At 38.2% G+C, this 15602-nt stretch carries 27 protein-coding genes, 1 tRNA gene and 1 pseudogene; 12 read left to right on the top strand and 17 right to left on the bottom strand.

Going from position 1 to position 15602, the window contains the following annotated elements; translation table 11 throughout:
- Window positions 1-143: 143 nt before the first annotated feature.
- The 11 genes and pseudogenes from JK188_RS11115 to JK188_RS11160 form a co-directional block, all read right to left on the bottom strand.
- Window positions 144-593 carry a lysis protein gene (locus JK188_RS11115; RefSeq protein WP_108479709.1) on the bottom strand — a complete coding sequence of 150 codons (450 nt, stop codon included), beginning with the start codon at window positions 591-593 and terminating at the stop codon, window positions 144-146.
- 82 nt (window positions 594-675) lie between these two features.
- Window positions 676-1248, bottom strand: coding sequence for a lysozyme (locus tag JK188_RS11120; protein WP_196712413.1), 573 nt, complete (start codon window positions 1246-1248; stop codon window positions 676-678).
- Window positions 1229-1429 carry a phage holin family protein gene (locus JK188_RS11125; protein ID WP_036952477.1) on the bottom strand — a complete coding sequence of 67 codons (201 nt, stop codon included), beginning with the start codon at window positions 1427-1429 and terminating at the stop codon, window positions 1229-1231. Before JK188_RS11125 ends, JK188_RS11120 begins: the two co-directional genes overlap by 20 nt.
- A gap of 1195 nt (window positions 1430-2624) precedes the next feature.
- Window positions 2625-2729, bottom strand: a pseudogene (ymcF, locus tag JK188_RS17740) (cold shock small protein YmcF); the annotation flags it as partial.
- Between the two features lie 12 nt (window positions 2730-2741).
- A complete protein-coding gene (gene cspE / locus JK188_RS11130; RefSeq protein WP_036952486.1) occupies window positions 2742-2954 on the bottom strand; it encodes a transcription antiterminator/RNA stability regulator CspE in 213 nt (70 codons plus the stop codon).
- Between the two features lie 517 nt (window positions 2955-3471).
- Entirely contained in the window at window positions 3472-4467 is a 996-nt protein-coding gene (locus JK188_RS11135; RefSeq protein WP_132495154.1) for a YbgA family protein, read from the bottom strand.
- Between the two features lie 222 nt (window positions 4468-4689).
- Complete coding sequence (locus JK188_RS11140) at window positions 4690-5070, bottom strand: antiterminator Q family protein (RefSeq protein WP_036950157.1); 381 nt, start codon at window positions 5068-5070, stop codon at window positions 4690-4692.
- 3 nt (window positions 5071-5073) lie between these two features.
- Window positions 5074-5358 carry a bacteriophage protein gene (locus tag JK188_RS11145; RefSeq protein WP_036950159.1) on the bottom strand — a complete coding sequence of 95 codons (285 nt, stop codon included), beginning with the start codon at window positions 5356-5358 and terminating at the stop codon, window positions 5074-5076.
- Window positions 5355-5813: a hypothetical protein gene (locus JK188_RS17995; protein ID WP_154609977.1), complete on the bottom strand. Its 459-nt coding sequence runs from the start codon at window positions 5811-5813 to the stop codon at window positions 5355-5357. Before JK188_RS17995 ends, JK188_RS11145 begins: the two co-directional genes overlap by 4 nt.
- A complete protein-coding gene (locus tag JK188_RS18000) occupies window positions 5814-6029 on the bottom strand; it encodes a DUF7740 domain-containing protein (protein ID WP_154600006.1) in 216 nt (71 codons plus the stop codon).
- On the bottom strand, window positions 6026-6475 hold the full coding sequence (locus JK188_RS11160; protein ID WP_154600007.1) for a hypothetical protein: 450 nt from the start codon (window positions 6473-6475) through the stop codon (window positions 6026-6028). Before JK188_RS11160 ends, JK188_RS18000 begins: the two co-directional genes overlap by 4 nt.
- Window positions 6476-6560: 85 nt before the next feature.
- On the opposite strand from JK188_RS11160, the gene JK188_RS11165 reads away from it, so the two are divergent.
- Window positions 6561-6635: transfer RNA gene (locus JK188_RS11165), tRNA-Gly, on the top strand.
- A gap of 18 nt (window positions 6636-6653) precedes the next feature.
- Here the strand turns inward: JK188_RS11165 and JK188_RS11170 are convergent.
- From JK188_RS11170 to JK188_RS11190, 5 genes are all read right to left on the bottom strand, one after another.
- Entirely contained in the window at window positions 6654-7328 is a 675-nt protein-coding gene (locus JK188_RS11170; protein ID WP_154600008.1) for a replication protein P, read from the bottom strand.
- Complete coding sequence (locus JK188_RS11175; RefSeq protein WP_154600009.1) at window positions 7325-8224, bottom strand: replication protein; 900 nt, start codon at window positions 8222-8224, stop codon at window positions 7325-7327. Before JK188_RS11175 ends, JK188_RS11170 begins: the two co-directional genes overlap by 4 nt.
- Window positions 8225-8334: 110 nt before the next feature.
- Complete coding sequence (locus tag JK188_RS11180) at window positions 8335-8595, bottom strand: hypothetical protein (protein ID WP_154609976.1); 261 nt, start codon at window positions 8593-8595, stop codon at window positions 8335-8337.
- Window positions 8585-8905 (bottom strand): hypothetical protein, encoded by a 321-nt coding sequence (locus tag JK188_RS11185; protein WP_154600010.1) that lies wholly within the window; start codon window positions 8903-8905, stop codon window positions 8585-8587. The genes JK188_RS11180 and JK188_RS11185 overlap by 11 nt, the downstream gene beginning before the upstream one ends.
- A gap of 155 nt (window positions 8906-9060) precedes the next feature.
- Window positions 9061-9270, bottom strand: coding sequence for a helix-turn-helix transcriptional regulator (locus tag JK188_RS11190; RefSeq protein ID WP_036951015.1), 210 nt, complete (start codon window positions 9268-9270; stop codon window positions 9061-9063).
- Window positions 9271-9389: 119 nt separating this feature from the next.
- Here JK188_RS11190 and JK188_RS11195 point away from each other — a divergent pair, with 119 nt between their 5' ends.
- The 4 genes from JK188_RS11195 (at window position 9390) to JK188_RS11210 (ending at window position 11402) form a co-directional block, all read left to right on the top strand.
- On the top strand, window positions 9390-10037 hold the full coding sequence (locus JK188_RS11195; protein ID WP_112837176.1) for a LexA family protein: 648 nt from the start codon (window positions 9390-9392) through the stop codon (window positions 10035-10037).
- A 9-nt stretch (window positions 10038-10046) separates the two neighbouring features.
- Window positions 10047-10388, top strand: coding sequence for a DUF3024 domain-containing protein (locus tag JK188_RS11200; protein WP_006658129.1), 342 nt, complete (start codon window positions 10047-10049; stop codon window positions 10386-10388).
- Between the two features lie 124 nt (window positions 10389-10512).
- Window positions 10513-10746 (top strand): putative hemolysin, encoded by a 234-nt coding sequence (locus JK188_RS11205; RefSeq protein WP_154600011.1) that lies wholly within the window; start codon window positions 10513-10515, stop codon window positions 10744-10746.
- Between the two features lie 380 nt (window positions 10747-11126).
- Entirely contained in the window at window positions 11127-11402 is a 276-nt protein-coding gene (locus tag JK188_RS11210) for a hypothetical protein (RefSeq protein ID WP_036951026.1), read from the top strand.
- A 71-nt stretch (window positions 11403-11473) separates the two neighbouring features.
- Here the strand turns inward: JK188_RS11210 and JK188_RS11215 are convergent, their stop codons facing one another.
- The gene (locus tag JK188_RS11215) at window positions 11474-11686 is read right to left on the bottom strand and encodes a YccJ family protein (protein ID WP_036951028.1); all 213 of its coding nucleotides are present in this window, start codon (window positions 11684-11686) and stop codon (window positions 11474-11476) included.
- A 139-nt stretch (window positions 11687-11825) separates the two neighbouring features.
- Between JK188_RS11215 and JK188_RS11220 the strand changes: the two genes are divergently transcribed.
- From JK188_RS11220 to ssb, 7 genes are all read left to right on the top strand, one after another.
- Window positions 11826-12050 carry a hypothetical protein gene (locus JK188_RS11220; protein WP_006658121.1) on the top strand — a complete coding sequence of 75 codons (225 nt, stop codon included), beginning with the start codon at window positions 11826-11828 and terminating at the stop codon, window positions 12048-12050.
- A gap of 106 nt (window positions 12051-12156) precedes the next feature.
- A complete protein-coding gene (locus tag JK188_RS11225; protein ID WP_154600012.1) occupies window positions 12157-12339 on the top strand; it encodes a hypothetical protein in 183 nt (60 codons plus the stop codon).
- A gap of 127 nt (window positions 12340-12466) precedes the next feature.
- Window positions 12467-12619, top strand: a complete 153-nt coding sequence (locus JK188_RS11230; protein ID WP_154600013.1) for a hypothetical protein — start codon at window positions 12467-12469, stop codon at window positions 12617-12619.
- Entirely contained in the window at window positions 12612-12920 is a 309-nt protein-coding gene (locus JK188_RS11235; protein WP_036951033.1) for a hypothetical protein, read from the top strand. Before JK188_RS11230 ends, JK188_RS11235 begins: the two co-directional genes overlap by 8 nt.
- Window positions 12921-12935: 15 nt before the next feature.
- The gene (locus JK188_RS11240; RefSeq protein WP_154600014.1) at window positions 12936-13553 is read left to right on the top strand and encodes an ERF family protein; all 618 of its coding nucleotides are present in this window, start codon (window positions 12936-12938) and stop codon (window positions 13551-13553) included.
- A 46-nt stretch (window positions 13554-13599) separates the two neighbouring features.
- Window positions 13600-14100 carry an HNH endonuclease signature motif containing protein gene (locus tag JK188_RS11245; RefSeq protein WP_207910762.1) on the top strand — a complete coding sequence of 167 codons (501 nt, stop codon included), beginning with the start codon at window positions 13600-13602 and terminating at the stop codon, window positions 14098-14100.
- The gene (ssb, locus tag JK188_RS11250) at window positions 14100-14564 is read left to right on the top strand and encodes a single-stranded DNA-binding protein (protein ID WP_154600015.1); all 465 of its coding nucleotides are present in this window, start codon (window positions 14100-14102) and stop codon (window positions 14562-14564) included. The genes JK188_RS11245 and ssb overlap by 1 nt, the downstream gene beginning before the upstream one ends.
- Window positions 14565-15602 lie beyond the last annotated feature (1038 nt).

Genomic DNA, 15602 nt, shown 5'->3' on the forward strand with positions numbered 1-15602 from the left:
CTTGCCTGCATCCTATTGATTATTGTTAAAGATAAAAAACAACCAAATTTAACGACACTTTTTTTAAAATTCTCTATCTACCTGTTAAGCACTCTGACTTTCATAAATTTAATTTTTTTTGCAAGGGCATTTACTGATTGGTATTAACGTAAACACTCCGCTCTAATGTAATCTTGCAAACCAAGTATCATATTCTTGGATTCTGCGATTCGCTGCCTGAGTAGCCAATAATTTCCGATAGCGGAGTCAGTAGGTCTGGCGGTTGTTCCATCATCCACGCCGGAGGTGGAATTGGTTTCGACTTTCTGGCAGCTGGCTCGGATGTACACCCGCTCAGGATTACGCTCAGCAGCAATACGCAACTCATCAATTTCAATTTTTGCATTGGCTAGTTCCTGAATATGTTTAGTATCGAGTTTATGGAGAGATTGGACACGTTCTTGGTAATCCTCATTAATTTTGACCTGCTCTGTCAACTCAACGAGTAGTCCGGCATTTTTGGTATTTAACTCACCTATCCTCTCGTGTTGTTTCCACATTCCCCATATCGCTATCAATGCGACAATAAATAACAATACGCTGACTTTATTCATGGCGATTACCATAAAGACGTTTAAAAATTAACTTGCCGACCTTTGTAATGCTCGATAGCTTTTTGGCAACGCTTCTCTAAACTTACCTTGTCAGTGCCACCACAAGTGTCGTCTCGAAGTGTGTATACGCCAATTGCCAAGTAGATGGGTAGACAGATAATAAAGTAGGATAAGCATAAGCAAACTCGCCAAGACACACGGTTTTTTCTACCTCTCGTCTCGTCATTAGCCCTTTCCACGCCTTCCCCCCTGCATATATCCAGCGTTTTAGTTCATTACATGCGCCAGCTTGGTCACCAGCATTAAGTTTTTTAAGTAATGTTGAGCGCGAGAAAGCACCTATTCCCACGTTATAAGTAAATGAATAAAGTGCCGCCCTGGTGTAATCAGGAATATTGATTTTAATTAAGGGGTTTACTGCTTTAGCGACGATTGCTAAGTCTTTTTCCAGTAACTCGTCACACTCGACTTTTGTATAGATTTTCGTCGGAATAATGTCAGAACCTGTATGCCCATAACACACCGTAAGAACACCACCTACATCACGGTAGGGTTTGGGCTCATATCCCTCAAAATTAGTCACCATTACAACAGTTAATGCCATCAGCCCACCTGTCACAGCGGCTATTTTTATTTTATTTGGTATCTTTGCCACTGTTAGCCTCTCTTAATTTGAATTCTTTCCGTTTGTAGTACCAATTCACCAAGAAGGTAGCGACAGTACAGATAATCCCGATGAGCACAGCCCACTGGTCTAGTGATAATGCCCCAGCTGTAGTAGTGATAACTCCAAGAGCATAAGAAAAGGGGCTAGAGTATTTTTCGTTCATACGCATATCACCCCCAACGGAGTGGTCCAAGATTTGGTTAATAGAAAGCCACCAGCTATAAAAACTAGAAGATGTTAATGAAGTCAGTTGAAATTTAGGCAATAAAAAAGGTCACCGAAGTGACCTTAGTAAATTCTAGATAATTAATTTTTTTTCTTACCTGTTATAGCATCGTAAACAACACTTAACCCATAAATAATAATGGCGAGAGGTAATCCCCACTTCACATCTCCTGAGATGACGCCATAATTTTCGAGTAATGTTATTATGCCCGCGAGGACAATAAATATACCAAAAAACATAAATACCTCATTCATGTATATGCGAGTACGCTATTATACATAAAGATTAATTTAGCTTACATCTTGAATAGAGATCGCCGCGAACAATAACTATTCATCAAATGATTTAGGTTGATTAAAATATCGAGGTAGCCGCGTATTTAGTACACCAAAACAGACTTAAATCTAAACAGTGCAATTATGATTCATTAACTTTGGCTTAGAACGACTAGCTCAAACAAAAAACCGCACTAGACAGGGTATTTTCAACGTATTACCTCGCACTCCTACTGGTACAACATGCGCATATTTTAATAAGGCTATATCCTGAAGCTTTAGCCGCAGCTATTGCATGTATAGCATTAAATAGGTTACCTAGGTAGAAACGATTTGAAGTCATCGGCATTTGTTTACAGCCAACTTTGTGTATTTTGTAATTACCTTTTGGTCCCATCGTCGTCTGAATGTAATAGTTCATACATCTCCGTATTTACATTGTACAAAAGATTTATAACTTATGGACCGCCATCGAGGTATCGAACCCCGACTCTTAGTTTTGCTAATACTAAATACTCTTCCAGTTGAGTTAATGGCGGAATGATTTTACATCCAGTAGACCAATGCAAACGAGGCTAAAAGCAATCCTAAAATAGTTAGAGCATTTTGCGTTAGTGATAAAGTTCGTTGATAAAAGGTAGGTAAGTTCATAGGTGATCCCTTAGGAAATAAATCCTTTGGATACCGCATCTATTTTTAAAATAAAAACTCGCAACTGCAAGATTTGCTTTTATAGCAATGAGGTATGATTACATGGCTATTGTAACACAGAACTCTCTCACTGGGGGGATTGTAATGATATATAAAACAAAAAACCCCACTTTTGCGGGGTTTTATAATCTATATGTTATTTAAGCTGGCTTCATATTAGATTTACAAAAAATACATTTAGCGCCATATGGATTGCTTTTTGATACATCAAAGTGATAGCGTCTATATTGAGACCCCTTACAACAAGGGCATCTCATATTAATGTTGTCTTAAAGTGCCACCACATTAGCAGCCGCTGGACCTTTTGCGCCATTTTCTACCGAAAAGCTGACTTTTTGTCCATCATATAATGTTTTGAAATCATCGCTTTGAATCGCGGAGAAGTGAACAAATACATCTTTGCTCCCATCTTCAGGAGAGATGAAACCAAAACCTTTAGATTCGTTAAACCACTTTACTAAACCTGTCATTGTATTAGACATAGAATTTCCTTTAATTTTTTGATTGCCATAAGGCATAGATGAGGTTTGATTTTTATTTTTACTTATGGGAATTAATTATAAGGAATTCGCAATGAAGGGATATCTTAGATAACGCTAAATGGTGAACAACTTTAAACTGACTAGCATAAATAGGCCTGTACTTCCAAACCGATGACTTGATTAAGCCATACAAACACTGGGATAGCAAATTTAATTTTCACTCTCACCATAAAAGCGTTGATTTTGCTTAAGACACCACATATTCATCATCAATAACTTTTCCAAACAAATCATATTGATAGCCAACTTATTATCAATCCAATTATTTTTGCAATAGTATTGATTTGATTAACTGAGGTTACATATGAAAAATCCTCGCTAGGTGACTTATGTAAATATGAATGATTTCGTTCATCCCGACAGTTATACGCTAACATAGCTTTTATGTTCAATATTCATATGACTGGAAGAACCAATCATATGAATAACTTTGAAATTCTGAGAATTATTTTTAATATCATAACCCATATCGCAGTCTTAATGACTGAGGATAAGGATGGAAATATTTTTGATTATTCAAATAGTTATCGGGGTACTCAGATAAATAGTGCGTAATTAATGTTAATGGAGCCAATAAAGGCTGTGTTCCTTGGCGGTATTCGAGGATTAACTTACTCAATGCTTGCCTTTGGTTTGATGTCAGATAACGTTTAAAGTAACCTTGGATATGCATAAGCACATTAGTGTGATTGCGCCTAGTCGCTTGGTGTTGTAATAAATTCATAAACTTATTTCGATACTCATCAAAATAAGAATCGATTGAATCCCATTCATTGTTACTAGCAACAAAACGACCAAGTTCTCGATAAAGAGGCTGTGAATGCGCCAATAAAAGGAGCTTATATCGAGTATGAAAGTCGATTAATGAGTGCCGATTGAAGGAGTTTTTCTTTAGTTCATTTAGCTCATGAAGAGCAAATACCCGTATAATAAAATTTTCTCGAATATGAGGATCGCTTAACCTGCCATCTTCCTCAACAGGCAACCAAGGCATTACTTTGAGTAATTGTTCAGTAAAAAGCCCAATTCCAGACTTTTTATTACCATTGCCAACTGAATCATATACTCGAACCCTTTCCAAGCCACAGCTAGGTGAGTTTTTACATACAATATAACCACTTAAATTTAAAAGCCCACTCAAATAAGTGGTCGAAAACTGAAGCATCTCTTCAGTTAAATCGCCTTCACGACCATCGCTGAACTTGAGTCTAACGCTATTTTCGTCAGATTTAACTAGCCTCAATGCAGGTCTAGGTGTTGGTAAACCAATCGCCATTTCCGGGCATGCTTGTTGGTATTCGAAATAATCTGATAACTCATCTACAGCAAAGTGAAAGCGCTTATGACCACCATCAAATCTAACGCTATCACCCAATAAGCATGAGCTAATACCTACAGTGATTTTTTTATCTGATGTATTGCTCATATCACTAGAGGTAAGAAGATTAACCATCATTGCCACCTTATATGAAATCACTTATATACGAAATTGATTTATAGTAATAATTGAATTCATATTAGTAACATTGCACTTTATTTACTAGCTTTATAAATCACTACTCCACACTCTAATAAAACAAACAAAAAAGCCCCACTGAAGTGAGGCTCATAAGCTGCTGACGTTGTAGTTATTCTTATCACAATATCAGCTATTTTACGATCGTAAAGTATTTTATTAAATCTTCTCTACATACCTATCTAATTCTAATTTTATGTCTAACATCATCAACATTCCGTCAATGACCCCCTCCGCTTTTTGAAGTTTTTTCCCTATATGGGTATCTGAGCATTTATGTTCTCTAGCTAGCTGCATGAATGTTTTCCCAAATAAATAATAATCCAGTAGCAGGTCATGCATCTCTCTATTCTTTATACTTAATTGAGCCATACAGCTAGAGATAATCATGGCGTCATCTTCACAACATTGAGGTCGAGATTTCACCTTACTAGGTATTAAGCGACTAAATCCTGCCGCTGTCGAATACCATTGAACTGACTCGATGTTATCCGCAGCCCATGCGCCCCACATTTCTAGTACTTGTTGAATATTACGCATCCGTTACCTCGTATTAATTTGCGAGCTTTTGCCGTCGGATTCAGCGTTAATACGTTTAGCTATAGAAATGGCACTATCTGATTCTTTGGCGAGATTTGAAGTGCCTCTTTCTCTTGTCTTGTACATAGTCATTAATCGCCCATTTATCACAGCATGATTTTCAGCCTTAACATCGGTAGAATATTTTTTTACTGTCGCGCGATAACATCCTAGGTACCGAGAAACCTCAGCCATATTTCCATATGTCTTAATAAGCAACTCTGGAATAGTCGTGATTTCAGCTTTCATAAATCCCCCATCTGATAAGTGATCCCTTTCTGGTACCAATCAGGTAACGTGAACTCAATCCGACCTATTACACCGCTAGCCCGTAGCGTCTGAATTCTTTTAAGCTCAATCTTCATGTGCTGATACAACTCATCCATTTGCCACGGTTTCAACTTCACTGAAGTACCTGCTAAACGAGCTACGCGGTCAATCGTCATTTCGCTGTAAGTGATAACAGCGTGAGCATTGAATTCGTGTGGGTCTTCGCCGAGTTTTCGATGGCAACCTACGCAGTGAGCGAAAGCATTAAAGGGATGGTATCGGGTTGATTTGTGTCGTCGTGATTTGAAATGTGAACAGTGGAGTTTTGAAGGTTCGTGTCTAAATTGTCTTCCGCAGTAGTCGCATTCATAATTTGCTCTTTCCCGGACCAACTGCGAAAACACAATATCGTGCTTGTCGCGTTTTAATGCCATTTATTTCTCCTGAATATCCCACTCAGCGACAACAATCACAACCATCGGGTTTTCGCTTAACTCTATCGTCCTCATAGTATCTACGGCATGCGGTAATATAAATTTGCGCTTTAACACTCCAGCACACTTCCTGACCGCATCATTTGATTTATGAATAGCCCAGCATAATTTAAGGGTAGTAAGTGCGCTCATAAACACTTCAGCCTCATTTCTCATCTCTCTTGTTGCTCCTTAAGTTTCATATACTCCGAGTTATTGGGAATGATGATTGGGATGCCTTTCTCAATACACCATTGTTCATGCTTCTCCATCATTAGAAGCATCCGTGCTTTATCCATCTTGCGGGTTTTCTCACGCTCTCCGTTTTCATCACGACCTAACCAGTGACCGACAAAATATTCATGAGTTTCTTCATTAGTGATTGGCTTTGATAGAACGACTTCACCAGCTCCATTTTTAATATCAATGACAACACCACGCGCACGTAGCCAATCGCCTGTAGTTTCTATCCACATGCGCCATGTTCTATTCATTGATATTGTTCTGAGGTCACGCCATTCGGTGATTCTGATTCGGTATCGCTTACCGGTTTCTGTTACTTCTGAGAGGGTTTTGAAAATGCCTTTGAGATTAGATTTGTGGAGACAGATATCATCTGTCAATTAGCCTCCTATTTTACCCTTGCGAAAATTAGTTTTGAGGCGTAGCCTAATAACGTTAACTCGTTAATTAATCAGTTTTTACCTAGCGGCCATCGTATAATGGCTATTACCTCAGCCTTCCAAGCTGATGATGTGGGTTCGATTCCCACTGGCCGCTCCAATCGTCTTATCGCTCCCCTTACTTAAATCCATATTTGTTTTTCCAATCGGCAATGATTGATAACGCTTTGTCACGCTTAGTGGGTATCACTGCGCTTTCAAGTTGCAAAACTGGATCAGGTATTTTCTCACCTGATTTAATACGATTAGCCATAGCCTTAAGCTCAGACGCGCAAAGTTTTATAACCTCTGAATCCGATAAGTTTCGACTTCGCATTTCTGAGTAAATTTTAGTGACCATCCAGTAACAAGCGCTCGACTGCCAATTAAATCTACGCCAACCTCGCTCTGAGCAATACTTCTTGAACACGTTGTATAGTTCAGTTTCCGTGGGCAATCCGAGCTGAGTAAAGTCTTCCTGTTTGCACCACTTGATGAATTGACCGACTGCGGGGAAAAAAGGCGAATCACTTGCCCTCGCGTGTCTCATTCCGTTTTGAAGTTGCTCACGGGTAGTAATTCCATTTTCAGCAAAAGCGGCAATCCACTGGCGTTTAGCTGCGAGTTCATCACTTTCATTTTTGAAGATGGTATTTACTGCGGCAGGAAAGATTTGTTTCAGATTTCGGAATAGCACATCAACAAGTTGCTCAGCCTGTGGGCTTACTATTTTTTGCGGCGTACTGTCTTGAGCAATTTTAGCCAGTGCGCCTGCATCTCGATTAGCAATTACAGTTGCCAAATGAGGTTTCATATAAATTCATTCTCCCATGCTTCACGAGTATTCCAGCTTTGTGTTGGCTCTTGCTCTACAACTCGTTTGTTTCGGTTTGGTTGCTGACTTTGAATGACTAAAGTCGCCCATTTTTTGCGAAGTTTTGCAGGAGATAACACGACGCTACACCAAAACGAATCGCGGTTAGCCCATTGGAATAATCGGCAAATATCTTTGTGTGAATACCCGTCTAGTTGGCGCATCAAGCGGATATCATTAGCCCATGATGACCAGTTTGGCTCTTTGGTTGCAGGACTGATTATCAACACTTGCGAGTAAATCCATTGAGCTGCCTTGAGGTCATCAGCATTTCCCCACTTGTTACCTTTGGGGGAACAAACAACAGCATTGGGATCAACCACTGAAATTTTTTCGGATGGTTGGTCAGGGGATTCGATAGAATTCTCTGACGATATATTATTTATTTCTTTTTTCTTTAAAGTATTTCTTTTGTGTGTCTCCAGATTAGAGACATCATTTGTCTCTAAGTTAGAGACGTTTTTTGTCTTCAAGTTAGAGACACTGTCTCTAGATTGATTTTTCCATGCTGAAACCTCTTTGTTGACACCAATTTTTTTACCATCAAGAATGATATAATTCATTGAAAGTAATTCATTCTTTGCCTTATTAACGTTCTGCCTTGATAGTTTGGTCATCTCAGCTAATTGAGAGTCAGATATTCGATCGCTTTTCTTTCCAAAACCATAAGTTTTACGAATTAACGCAAGCATGACTCTAAATTGCCTTGCGGTTAGGTCGCAGCACATCAGCGATTCAAGTAACTCGTTGGCAAGCTTTGTATAGCCACTGTCCAACTCTGCCATTCTTGGTTTCTCCGGCTTAACGGGAAATTTAAATACCTCCGCTGTATTCATAGCGACCTCCATATCGATTTGTTTTGAAATTAATATTCATGTAAAATTACTCCTGCATAACGAAATACGATGAAGGCCTAGTTGGTTGCCGCCTCCTAGGCTTTTGCTTTTTAGAACATTGAAACTTGCTTGATAGTCTGTTTGGCTCTTCGTTTACTTACCATTGCTGGCTTACTGCCATATTTATCTATCCATGTGTTAGCTACGTGATAACAATCATCAAATATTGCTCCACGACGACTAGCTTGTGAGCACCGTCTAAAATGAGATATCCCCTCATCCGCGGCTAATTCCAAAGCCACTCCATCCTGATAACCTAATTCAATCAATTTTTTAATAATATTTTTTCGGATAAATTCATCAGGATTCATTGATATTTACCTCCTGTAATGAACCTGTTTTCCATAGTGAAAACTCAGCCATTTGCTTCCACAAAAAGCGATATTCCTCTTCACTAATTTTCTTTTCACCCGGCAAAACAAAATCAATTACCCCTGCCGCTGCTAATGTCTCGCATAGCTCAGGTATCTTTTCGGTTCTACGAGTGATAGTTGAGTCATGAACGCCTAATGATTTAGCGATGACTGTTTGAGATGTTGTTCTGATAACTTGATAAGCGGTTGCCACCAAGTGATTGGATACAAATCGGTTAAACGATTTGCGTGAATTTGCGTTTTCCATAATTTATATTCCTTCATATACAGTTAATCCGTTACCCACGATCCTGTGGGTGTGCTGCTCTGAGAAGTTCCTCTGAGCGATTCCAAAGAATATAGACGCCCTAGAGTTAACTAGGGAAAACAAACCTATATTCAAATGTTAAAGAACGAGTAAATCTATACTGCTTTTGGAGGAAAAATGTCATCGATAGTGACGTTAATTCCCTTATTGTTAAAAAAACTTACTAGCTGCCTGCATACTTCAAGGTCTGCTTTACGCCGACCATTTTCATAATGGCTAATGTTTCCCTTTGTGCAGCCAAGCTCTTTAGCTAAATCAGTCTGAGTAAGCCCAAGTTTTTTTCTATATCGGCTTATGTAATTCATCTAAACCTCCTTATTCTTTATCACGAAAGTATACGTAAGGTATCCGTAATTTCAACAAAAAAGTATACACATTGTCGGTCTACATTTATGTATACATATCGTATTATTAGGTTATGAAAATGAAATGGTATGAACTAGCCAAGTCCCTTATGAAAGATAAGGGCATTACATACGATCATATGGCAGAGCATTTTTCGGTATCGAAAGGTGCCGTTGGGCATTGGATGACAGGAAAGAGAGAGCCTGCATTTAGTGAAATAGCTAGAATACTTGCATATGTGGGCATCAATAACCCAACCATAAATCAAGATGGTACTATTAGCATTAACGAAGATTCGATCAGTAGAACTGAGCCAATCTATGAATACCCTTTACTATCTAAAGTACAAGCAGGTTCATTTACCGAAAATAGTAACTCTTATACGGAGAAAGATGCCATTGCATGGATACCTACAGCCAAGAAAGCAAGTGATCGCGCTTTTTGGCTTGAGGTTGAAGGTCACTCAATGACAGCAGCACAAGGAGGCAAACCTAGCTTTCCTGAAGGAATGTTGATACTTATTGACCCAAAAGAGCCTGTGAATGTTGGTGATTTTTGTATCGCTAGGCTAAACGGTAACGAATTTACATTTAAAAAATTAATTAGAGAATCAGGGCAAACATTCCTTGAACCTCTTAACCCGAAATTTGATTTAATCCCAATAAATGAAAACTGCGAAATCATAGGTAAAGTTATAAAGTGTCAATGGTCTGATGACACCTTTTGAGGAGAAAGCATGGCATTCAATGATATTGAACTAGCAAATATTGAAAAGTGCATGGAATTTTTCTTAGAAAAACGCCGCCCAGCAGAACATCTCAGAGATGAGCTCGATTTACAGTATCGTATTGAAGATGACTCGGTCGTTATATTCGAGGTTAGACAGCTAACATGGAGTGACTCAAGAGTAGAAGAACCTGTAGCAAAAATAATACATAACAAAATCACTGGTTCTTGGTCACTACTATGGATGGATAAAGACAGTAACTGGCATCATTACGATGAAAAAATGTTAGGTAGTTTTTCAGATGCCATTAAGCTTGTAGAAGATGATTTACAAGGTTACTTTTTTGGCTAACGATACATTCAGAGTATTACTGACAAAACAACAGTAAATAGCTTTAAATAGCTTTAAATAACCTCAGTCCTCCCCACGAGGGCTTTTGTATGTAAAATTCGCAGCCTCCCAAACGGATAACCACATGAAAAAAATCATTATTTTATCAGCTTTAATTTCGTTAACTGCCTGCTCTTCAGGAAAAAATGACAACTCTCCTGCACAAGTAGGAATGGCTAACCCTGCTTCTGTTTATTGCGCGAAAATAGGCGGAAAACTTGACATAGTTAACACTAACGATGGACAAGTAGGATATTGCACCCTCCCCTCTGGTGAAAAAATTGAAGAGTGGTCTTTGTACAGAAGAGATCACAAATAAACATAAAAGCCCTAATGGGCTTTTTTTATATCCTCAACTTCACTCCTATTTAAAATCACTCTTACAAGACAAATAATTTTTCAAATAAATTACCTGAGAATACAGATAGTTGACAATTAAACACAAACAAAGTCTACATTTTGTATTTACAAGCATCTACGATTAGTATACATTCAAGCACATCGAAGGCACACACCCTGAGATAAATGCTCTTTAACATCTTGCCGATTACGTGTGTTTTATACAGTACGGCATAGCGGAACGCTCAGAGGAACTTCTCAGAGCAACCACTGAGTGGTTTTTGGGATTAGTAAAAGCACTACGGCACATATGGTATTAGGTGACCATCCCAATCACCAAAGATCACTTAGGAGGCAAATATGACAGCTATTATTTTTTTACCAGCAAAAGAAAACTCAAAGATGCGCAGATATAAACGTAACGGAGAGTACTACAAGCAACGTAACAAGTTAAAAGCTAAACAAAAAAGCCGCTCAGTGGAAGAAATATGGGACTCGATATTTAAACCAGTAGATGAAACAGATGTACTGGCAAACTTGCTTGTCAGGATAAAAGACACACCCGATGTGCAACACAAGCAATCACGGCTACGCAAGCCAATTACGCAAAGTGGCGAAGTGACAGCGAGAGCTTAAAGCTTATTAGGTGAGCGGGTGATAGATAAGAATTAGAAATATGATAAAGCCCTATTAAGGGCTTTGAATGACTAAACGTTTTTACGTTCGATTGTCTGCTCACCCCAAAACAACTTATCGTCTGTTGTTTTAGAAAAAGCTAGAGGGAGCACTTCATCAGAACCTTCTTCCCAAATTTTCTCAGCTAAAACTTCATCATTTTTAGCTAGCTCAAATATAGCTTGAGCAATCTCAATTGAAGTTTCACGGACTTTCGCCCACTCAGATATGTGATGATCTTTCATGCTTTATATCCCTTAGTAGTTGGTACTAAGGGAAATAATAGCATGAATACAGAAATTTAAAAAAGCAGCTTAACTTGCACTGCAATTACAAAAGTTCACGCTCAACAATACCCCACTAAAAGATTAATAAGGAGGCAAAATGCCACACGCTAAAGCATCAGTAGATATTAACTTGAAACTCATTCTGTCTGATGAAATGCAACCAAAAGTAAAAGGTATGGCTGAAATATCTGTACCTGAAAATGAGCCAAATATTCAAATGCTATTGGATGAGTTTGTGAAAAATCTAATTGGGAATACCGCGGTGAAAACTGCACTCAAAAAAGCCGCATTAAAAACACTAGTCAGAGACATTATTCATTAAAAAAACTTACCTCTTTCATATTTAATCGAATAAATATCACCAACATCAGGGGACTTTCTATCGCTATCGCAAGATAAGTGAGGATTTCGCACATCCGGAGATAAGCATGAATATAGATAAATACAAACTTTGTTTAGCTCAATCACAAGCTGGAATTGCACGCTATCTCAAGGATGAGAACGGATGGATCGAAGCAAATGAAACATTAAAAACAGCATATGGAGTCAAGCATGAATGCAAAGCAGAAATACATAAAACAGCAAATATTCGCCTTACTGCGCGAGTCTGACATGACTGATAAACAAATAGACGAATTAGTTGCTGATTGGAAATTTAAACAGCAATGCGAAAAGACAAATCGAATCCTACGGCAAGTTAACTCTCGTGGGTCATACGCATTCACGTAAGGATGAGATATGAAAACTTCAGAATGTGAACTAAAGCAAAGGCAGGATGCCGAGAAAAGACGCAGAGAGCACGAAGAAGAAGCTGAATACTATCGCATGGAAAGCTTAGGTGTTCAGCAGCAATCGACTCCTATTCGCTGGATGAGAGGTGAATATGGGTAAATATCTAGTTAGATGCTTTCCATCTCACCCAACAAAAGAAGCAGCACTAAAATCAGCGATAGCGCAGATAAAATTATCTAGGCAAGGAAAGCCACAAAACATTAACGCATCACGGAAGATGCGCGAAGCCACAAATGTGTGGCAATCAAATCTAGCAATGTCGAAATTCTTCCCTCCCCGTCCTAGTCACATCGAACAGCAACGGATTGCTGAAGACCTGATGAGATATGCGCGTTATATAGCGAAAGGAATCGCTCCAGACAACTACGGTTATGGCGAAGGTAGAAATATGGGTGACTAAATTTAGGAGTTAATTATGAGTGAGGTATACAAAGCAATAAGTAATGTTGCCAAGGAGCTAGCAGAAACAGGGATTAAAAAGGAAAGCGAGAATAAACAACAAGGATTTATGTTTAGAAGTATAGATGCAGTCTATAACGCATTAGCTCCTGCGTTAGTGAAGCATGGATTGCTAATTCTACCAAGGATGATTAATAGAACAGCAACTGAACGAGTTACTCAAAGAGGCGGTGTATTAATTTACGTAACCGTCAAAGCTGAGTTCGATTTTATATCTACCAAGGATGGTAGCAAGCACACAGTCGTAACTTATGGTGAGGCTATGGATAGCGGGGATAAAGCCACAAACAAAGCGATGTCAATTGCATACAAATACGCAGCATTTCAAGCCTTCTGCATTCCTACGGAAGAAACAGCAATCGATGCAGATGCAGAAGTTCATGATGTCGTGCCAAGGACGGCCGAGCAGATATTGAGTGATTACACCGGCTTTTTGTATAAAGCAACTAGCGAACTAGTGATCACAAATGAATACAAAAAAGTATGGAATGAACTCAACGGCAACAGTACTCAGCAAGAAGAATGTAAGCGATTAACAGGCATAAGAATTAACGAACTTAAAAAGGAGGCATAAATGGCTAGTAAAAGCGTAAACAAGGTAATACTCATTGGTGGTGATTATGGATGAAGCGGAACTATACCTTTCAGGAATGAGCATAACAGAAATCAGTAATAAAACTGGAATGCCGCTATCAACAATTCGATTCAGATTAAAAAAGAAAAATATACTCCGAAGTAGAGGCGATGCCATAAGGTTGGCATCCTCGCAAGGAAAACTTGGGAAGGGTCTTCTAGGAAAGAAAAGAATATTCACTAAAGAATGGAAAGAGAATATATCCAAAGGTAGATCTGGCATAGGAAAAGGCTTCTCACTAAAACCTAGCGGGTATATTGAAATAACTATGGGCAAGAATAAAGGAAGGTTAGCCCACGTTGTAATTATGGAAAAAATAATAGGGAGAAAGCTAATGCCGAATGAGTGTGTTCATCACATAGACCACAATAGAAATAATAACTCACCAGAAAACCTTCAGCTCATGACCAGAGAATCACACGCAAGACATCACGCTCTGGAAAATATTAAAAACAGAAAAAGAGACCACAACGGGAGATTGAAATAATGGCAAGCCGTGGAGTTTGTAAGGTAATACTCATTGGATACTTAGGCAATGACCCTATAGTTAGATATGCACCAACTGGTACTGCATTTGCTAGTTTTTCAGTTGCGACAAGTGAGATATGGAATGATCGAAATACTGGCGAACAAAGAGAACGTACTGATTGGCATAATATTTCCATACAAGGAAAGTTAGCGGAAATAGCCGGAGAATATCTAAGAAAAGGCAGTCAGGTTTATATCGAAGGAAAACTCCGAACTCGTAAATATCAAGGGAATGATGGACAAGAAAAAAATATTACTGAAGTTTTTATAGGCATCAATGGAACAATGCAAATGCTAGGTAGTAATAGCAAAACAGGAGCTCCTGTGCCTCGACAACGCGCTCAAGACCCTATGCTATCAGGACAATCAGCTCATCAACACATCGAGCCACCGATGGATTTTGACGATGACATTCCGTTCTAGACAAGAAAAAAACCGACTAGAGTGCTAACAATAACAAAAAACAATACAAACAGAACAGTTATACCACCTCCTATATATTTGATAACTATATCAATAATAGCCAGTCTATTTATTATTCTTTCATCAGGATCATTAGATGTAAACATTTGATGTTTATTCCCCGTTATTGATTCCTAAAACACTTATTCTATTCAAGCCAAATCAATAAAAAATGACCCACATCATTTTTTATTGAAAATGGAGAATTATTAAATTTAATCAACTAACGGATTAAAAGTAATGATGTAAACAGGAGATAAATATGAAAACCTTTAAAGGTGTAGCATTTCTCGGATGTTGCGATAAATGTGATGCAGAACAGCAATAGTACATATAGATGAAGGTAGTAATAATTGGTATTCGATGGTGACAAAGTTATATGCGAAAACTGCAGACATACTGGTGTTATTGAGGCAGATGGAAAATGCGTTTGGTGTGTATGGGATGAATTTGATGACACTCAAGAATGTAATAAAGACTAGAAAAAAAACCGACGCATGGAAGCATCGGCAAGGACTATAAAAATAATTAGAAAGTTCTAATTAACTATAGGCTATAAATTTAAAAGGCTGATGAATTGTTTTAATCCTAGCGATTAAATGGATGCAATAAGAGGAATGAATGCCAATCCTTGGCAATTAAATTCTAGATAAATCTAGCATTAACGTATCCATCTTTACTAATGGATACAACCTCTGCTAGTAATCTTTGCGGAGGATACAGCGGGACTAAATCAAACCTATCCCCTTCAACAAAATAAGAAAAGGCTTTGTCATTTCCAATAAGAGGAAAATTAACAGTACCATCCAATAACTCAGAATTATGGATTTCAACCGTTCTTAGTTTACTTATTTTTTTATCAATAATGCACGCCATACAAATCATATCATTCACCATTAGTAGTCAAAAGAAAACCCAATGATAACACCATGTTTTTAAAAGAAAAGAAGTTAAAGTATCGCTTTACAGATTGGTATATCAATAAGTAAAAACACTTAC

The sequence above is a fragment of the Providencia sp. JGM181 genome, from assembly GCF_018257375.1.
In the GTDB taxonomy this organism is placed as follows: Bacteria; Pseudomonadota; Gammaproteobacteria; order Enterobacterales; family Enterobacteriaceae; genus Providencia; species Providencia lanzhouensis.

Bases quoted from the DNA above. Each gene is read 5' to 3' on its own strand.
- JK188_RS11245 (WP_207910762.1), top strand. From the start codon at position 13,600: ATGGATGAAGCGGAACTATACCTTTCAGGAATGAGCATAACAGAAATC.
- JK188_RS11180 (WP_154609976.1), bottom strand. From the start codon at position 8,595: ATGAATCCTGATGAATTTATCCGAAAAAATATTATTAAAAAATTGATT.
- JK188_RS11235 (WP_036951033.1), top strand. From the start codon at position 12,612: ATGGGTAAATATCTAGTTAGATGCTTTCCATCTCACCCAACAAAAGAA.
- cspE (WP_036952486.1), bottom strand. From the start codon at position 2,954: ATGTCTAATACAATGACAGGTTTAGTAAAGTGGTTTAACGAATCTAAA.
- JK188_RS11190 (WP_036951015.1), bottom strand. From the start codon at position 9,270: ATGAATTACATAAGCCGATATAGAAAAAAACTTGGGCTTACTCAGACT.
- JK188_RS11225 (WP_154600012.1), top strand. From the start codon at position 12,157: ATGAATATAGATAAATACAAACTTTGTTTAGCTCAATCACAAGCTGGA.
- ssb (WP_154600015.1), top strand. From the start codon at position 14,100: ATGGCAAGCCGTGGAGTTTGTAAGGTAATACTCATTGGATACTTAGGC.
- JK188_RS11185 (WP_154600010.1), bottom strand. From the start codon at position 8,905: ATGGAAAACGCAAATTCACGCAAATCGTTTAACCGATTTGTATCCAAT.
- JK188_RS11125 (WP_036952477.1), bottom strand. From the start codon at position 1,429: ATGCGTATGAACGAAAAATACTCTAGCCCCTTTTCTTATGCTCTTGGA.
- JK188_RS11230 (WP_154600013.1), top strand. From the start codon at position 12,467: ATGAAAACTTCAGAATGTGAACTAAAGCAAAGGCAGGATGCCGAGAAA.
- JK188_RS11195 (WP_112837176.1), top strand. From the start codon at position 9,390: ATGAAATGGTATGAACTAGCCAAGTCCCTTATGAAAGATAAGGGCATT.
- JK188_RS18000 (WP_154600006.1), bottom strand. From the start codon at position 6,029: ATGAGAAATGAGGCTGAAGTGTTTATGAGCGCACTTACTACCCTTAAA.
- JK188_RS17995 (WP_154609977.1), bottom strand. From the start codon at position 5,813: ATGGCATTAAAACGCGACAAGCACGATATTGTGTTTTCGCAGTTGGTC.
- JK188_RS11220 (WP_006658121.1), top strand. From the start codon at position 11,826: ATGCCACACGCTAAAGCATCAGTAGATATTAACTTGAAACTCATTCTG.
- JK188_RS11115 (WP_108479709.1), bottom strand. From the start codon at position 593: ATGAATAAAGTCAGCGTATTGTTATTTATTGTCGCATTGATAGCGATA.
- JK188_RS11215 (WP_036951028.1), bottom strand. From the start codon at position 11,686: ATGAAAGATCATCACATATCTGAGTGGGCGAAAGTCCGTGAAACTTCA.
- JK188_RS11210 (WP_036951026.1), top strand. From the start codon at position 11,127: ATGACAGCTATTATTTTTTTACCAGCAAAAGAAAACTCAAAGATGCGC.
- JK188_RS11170 (WP_154600008.1), bottom strand. From the start codon at position 7,328: ATGAAACCTCATTTGGCAACTGTAATTGCTAATCGAGATGCAGGCGCA.
- JK188_RS11240 (WP_154600014.1), top strand. From the start codon at position 12,936: ATGAGTGAGGTATACAAAGCAATAAGTAATGTTGCCAAGGAGCTAGCA.
- JK188_RS11135 (WP_132495154.1), bottom strand. From the start codon at position 4,467: ATGGTTAATCTTCTTACCTCTAGTGATATGAGCAATACATCAGATAAA.
- JK188_RS11205 (WP_154600011.1), top strand. From the start codon at position 10,513: ATGAAAAAAATCATTATTTTATCAGCTTTAATTTCGTTAACTGCCTGC.
- JK188_RS11175 (WP_154600009.1), bottom strand. From the start codon at position 8,224: ATGAATACAGCGGAGGTATTTAAATTTCCCGTTAAGCCGGAGAAACCA.
- JK188_RS11140 (WP_036950157.1), bottom strand. From the start codon at position 5,070: ATGCGTAATATTCAACAAGTACTAGAAATGTGGGGCGCATGGGCTGCG.
- JK188_RS11200 (WP_006658129.1), top strand. From the start codon at position 10,047: ATGGCATTCAATGATATTGAACTAGCAAATATTGAAAAGTGCATGGAA.
- JK188_RS11145 (WP_036950159.1), bottom strand. From the start codon at position 5,358: ATGAAAGCTGAAATCACGACTATTCCAGAGTTGCTTATTAAGACATAT.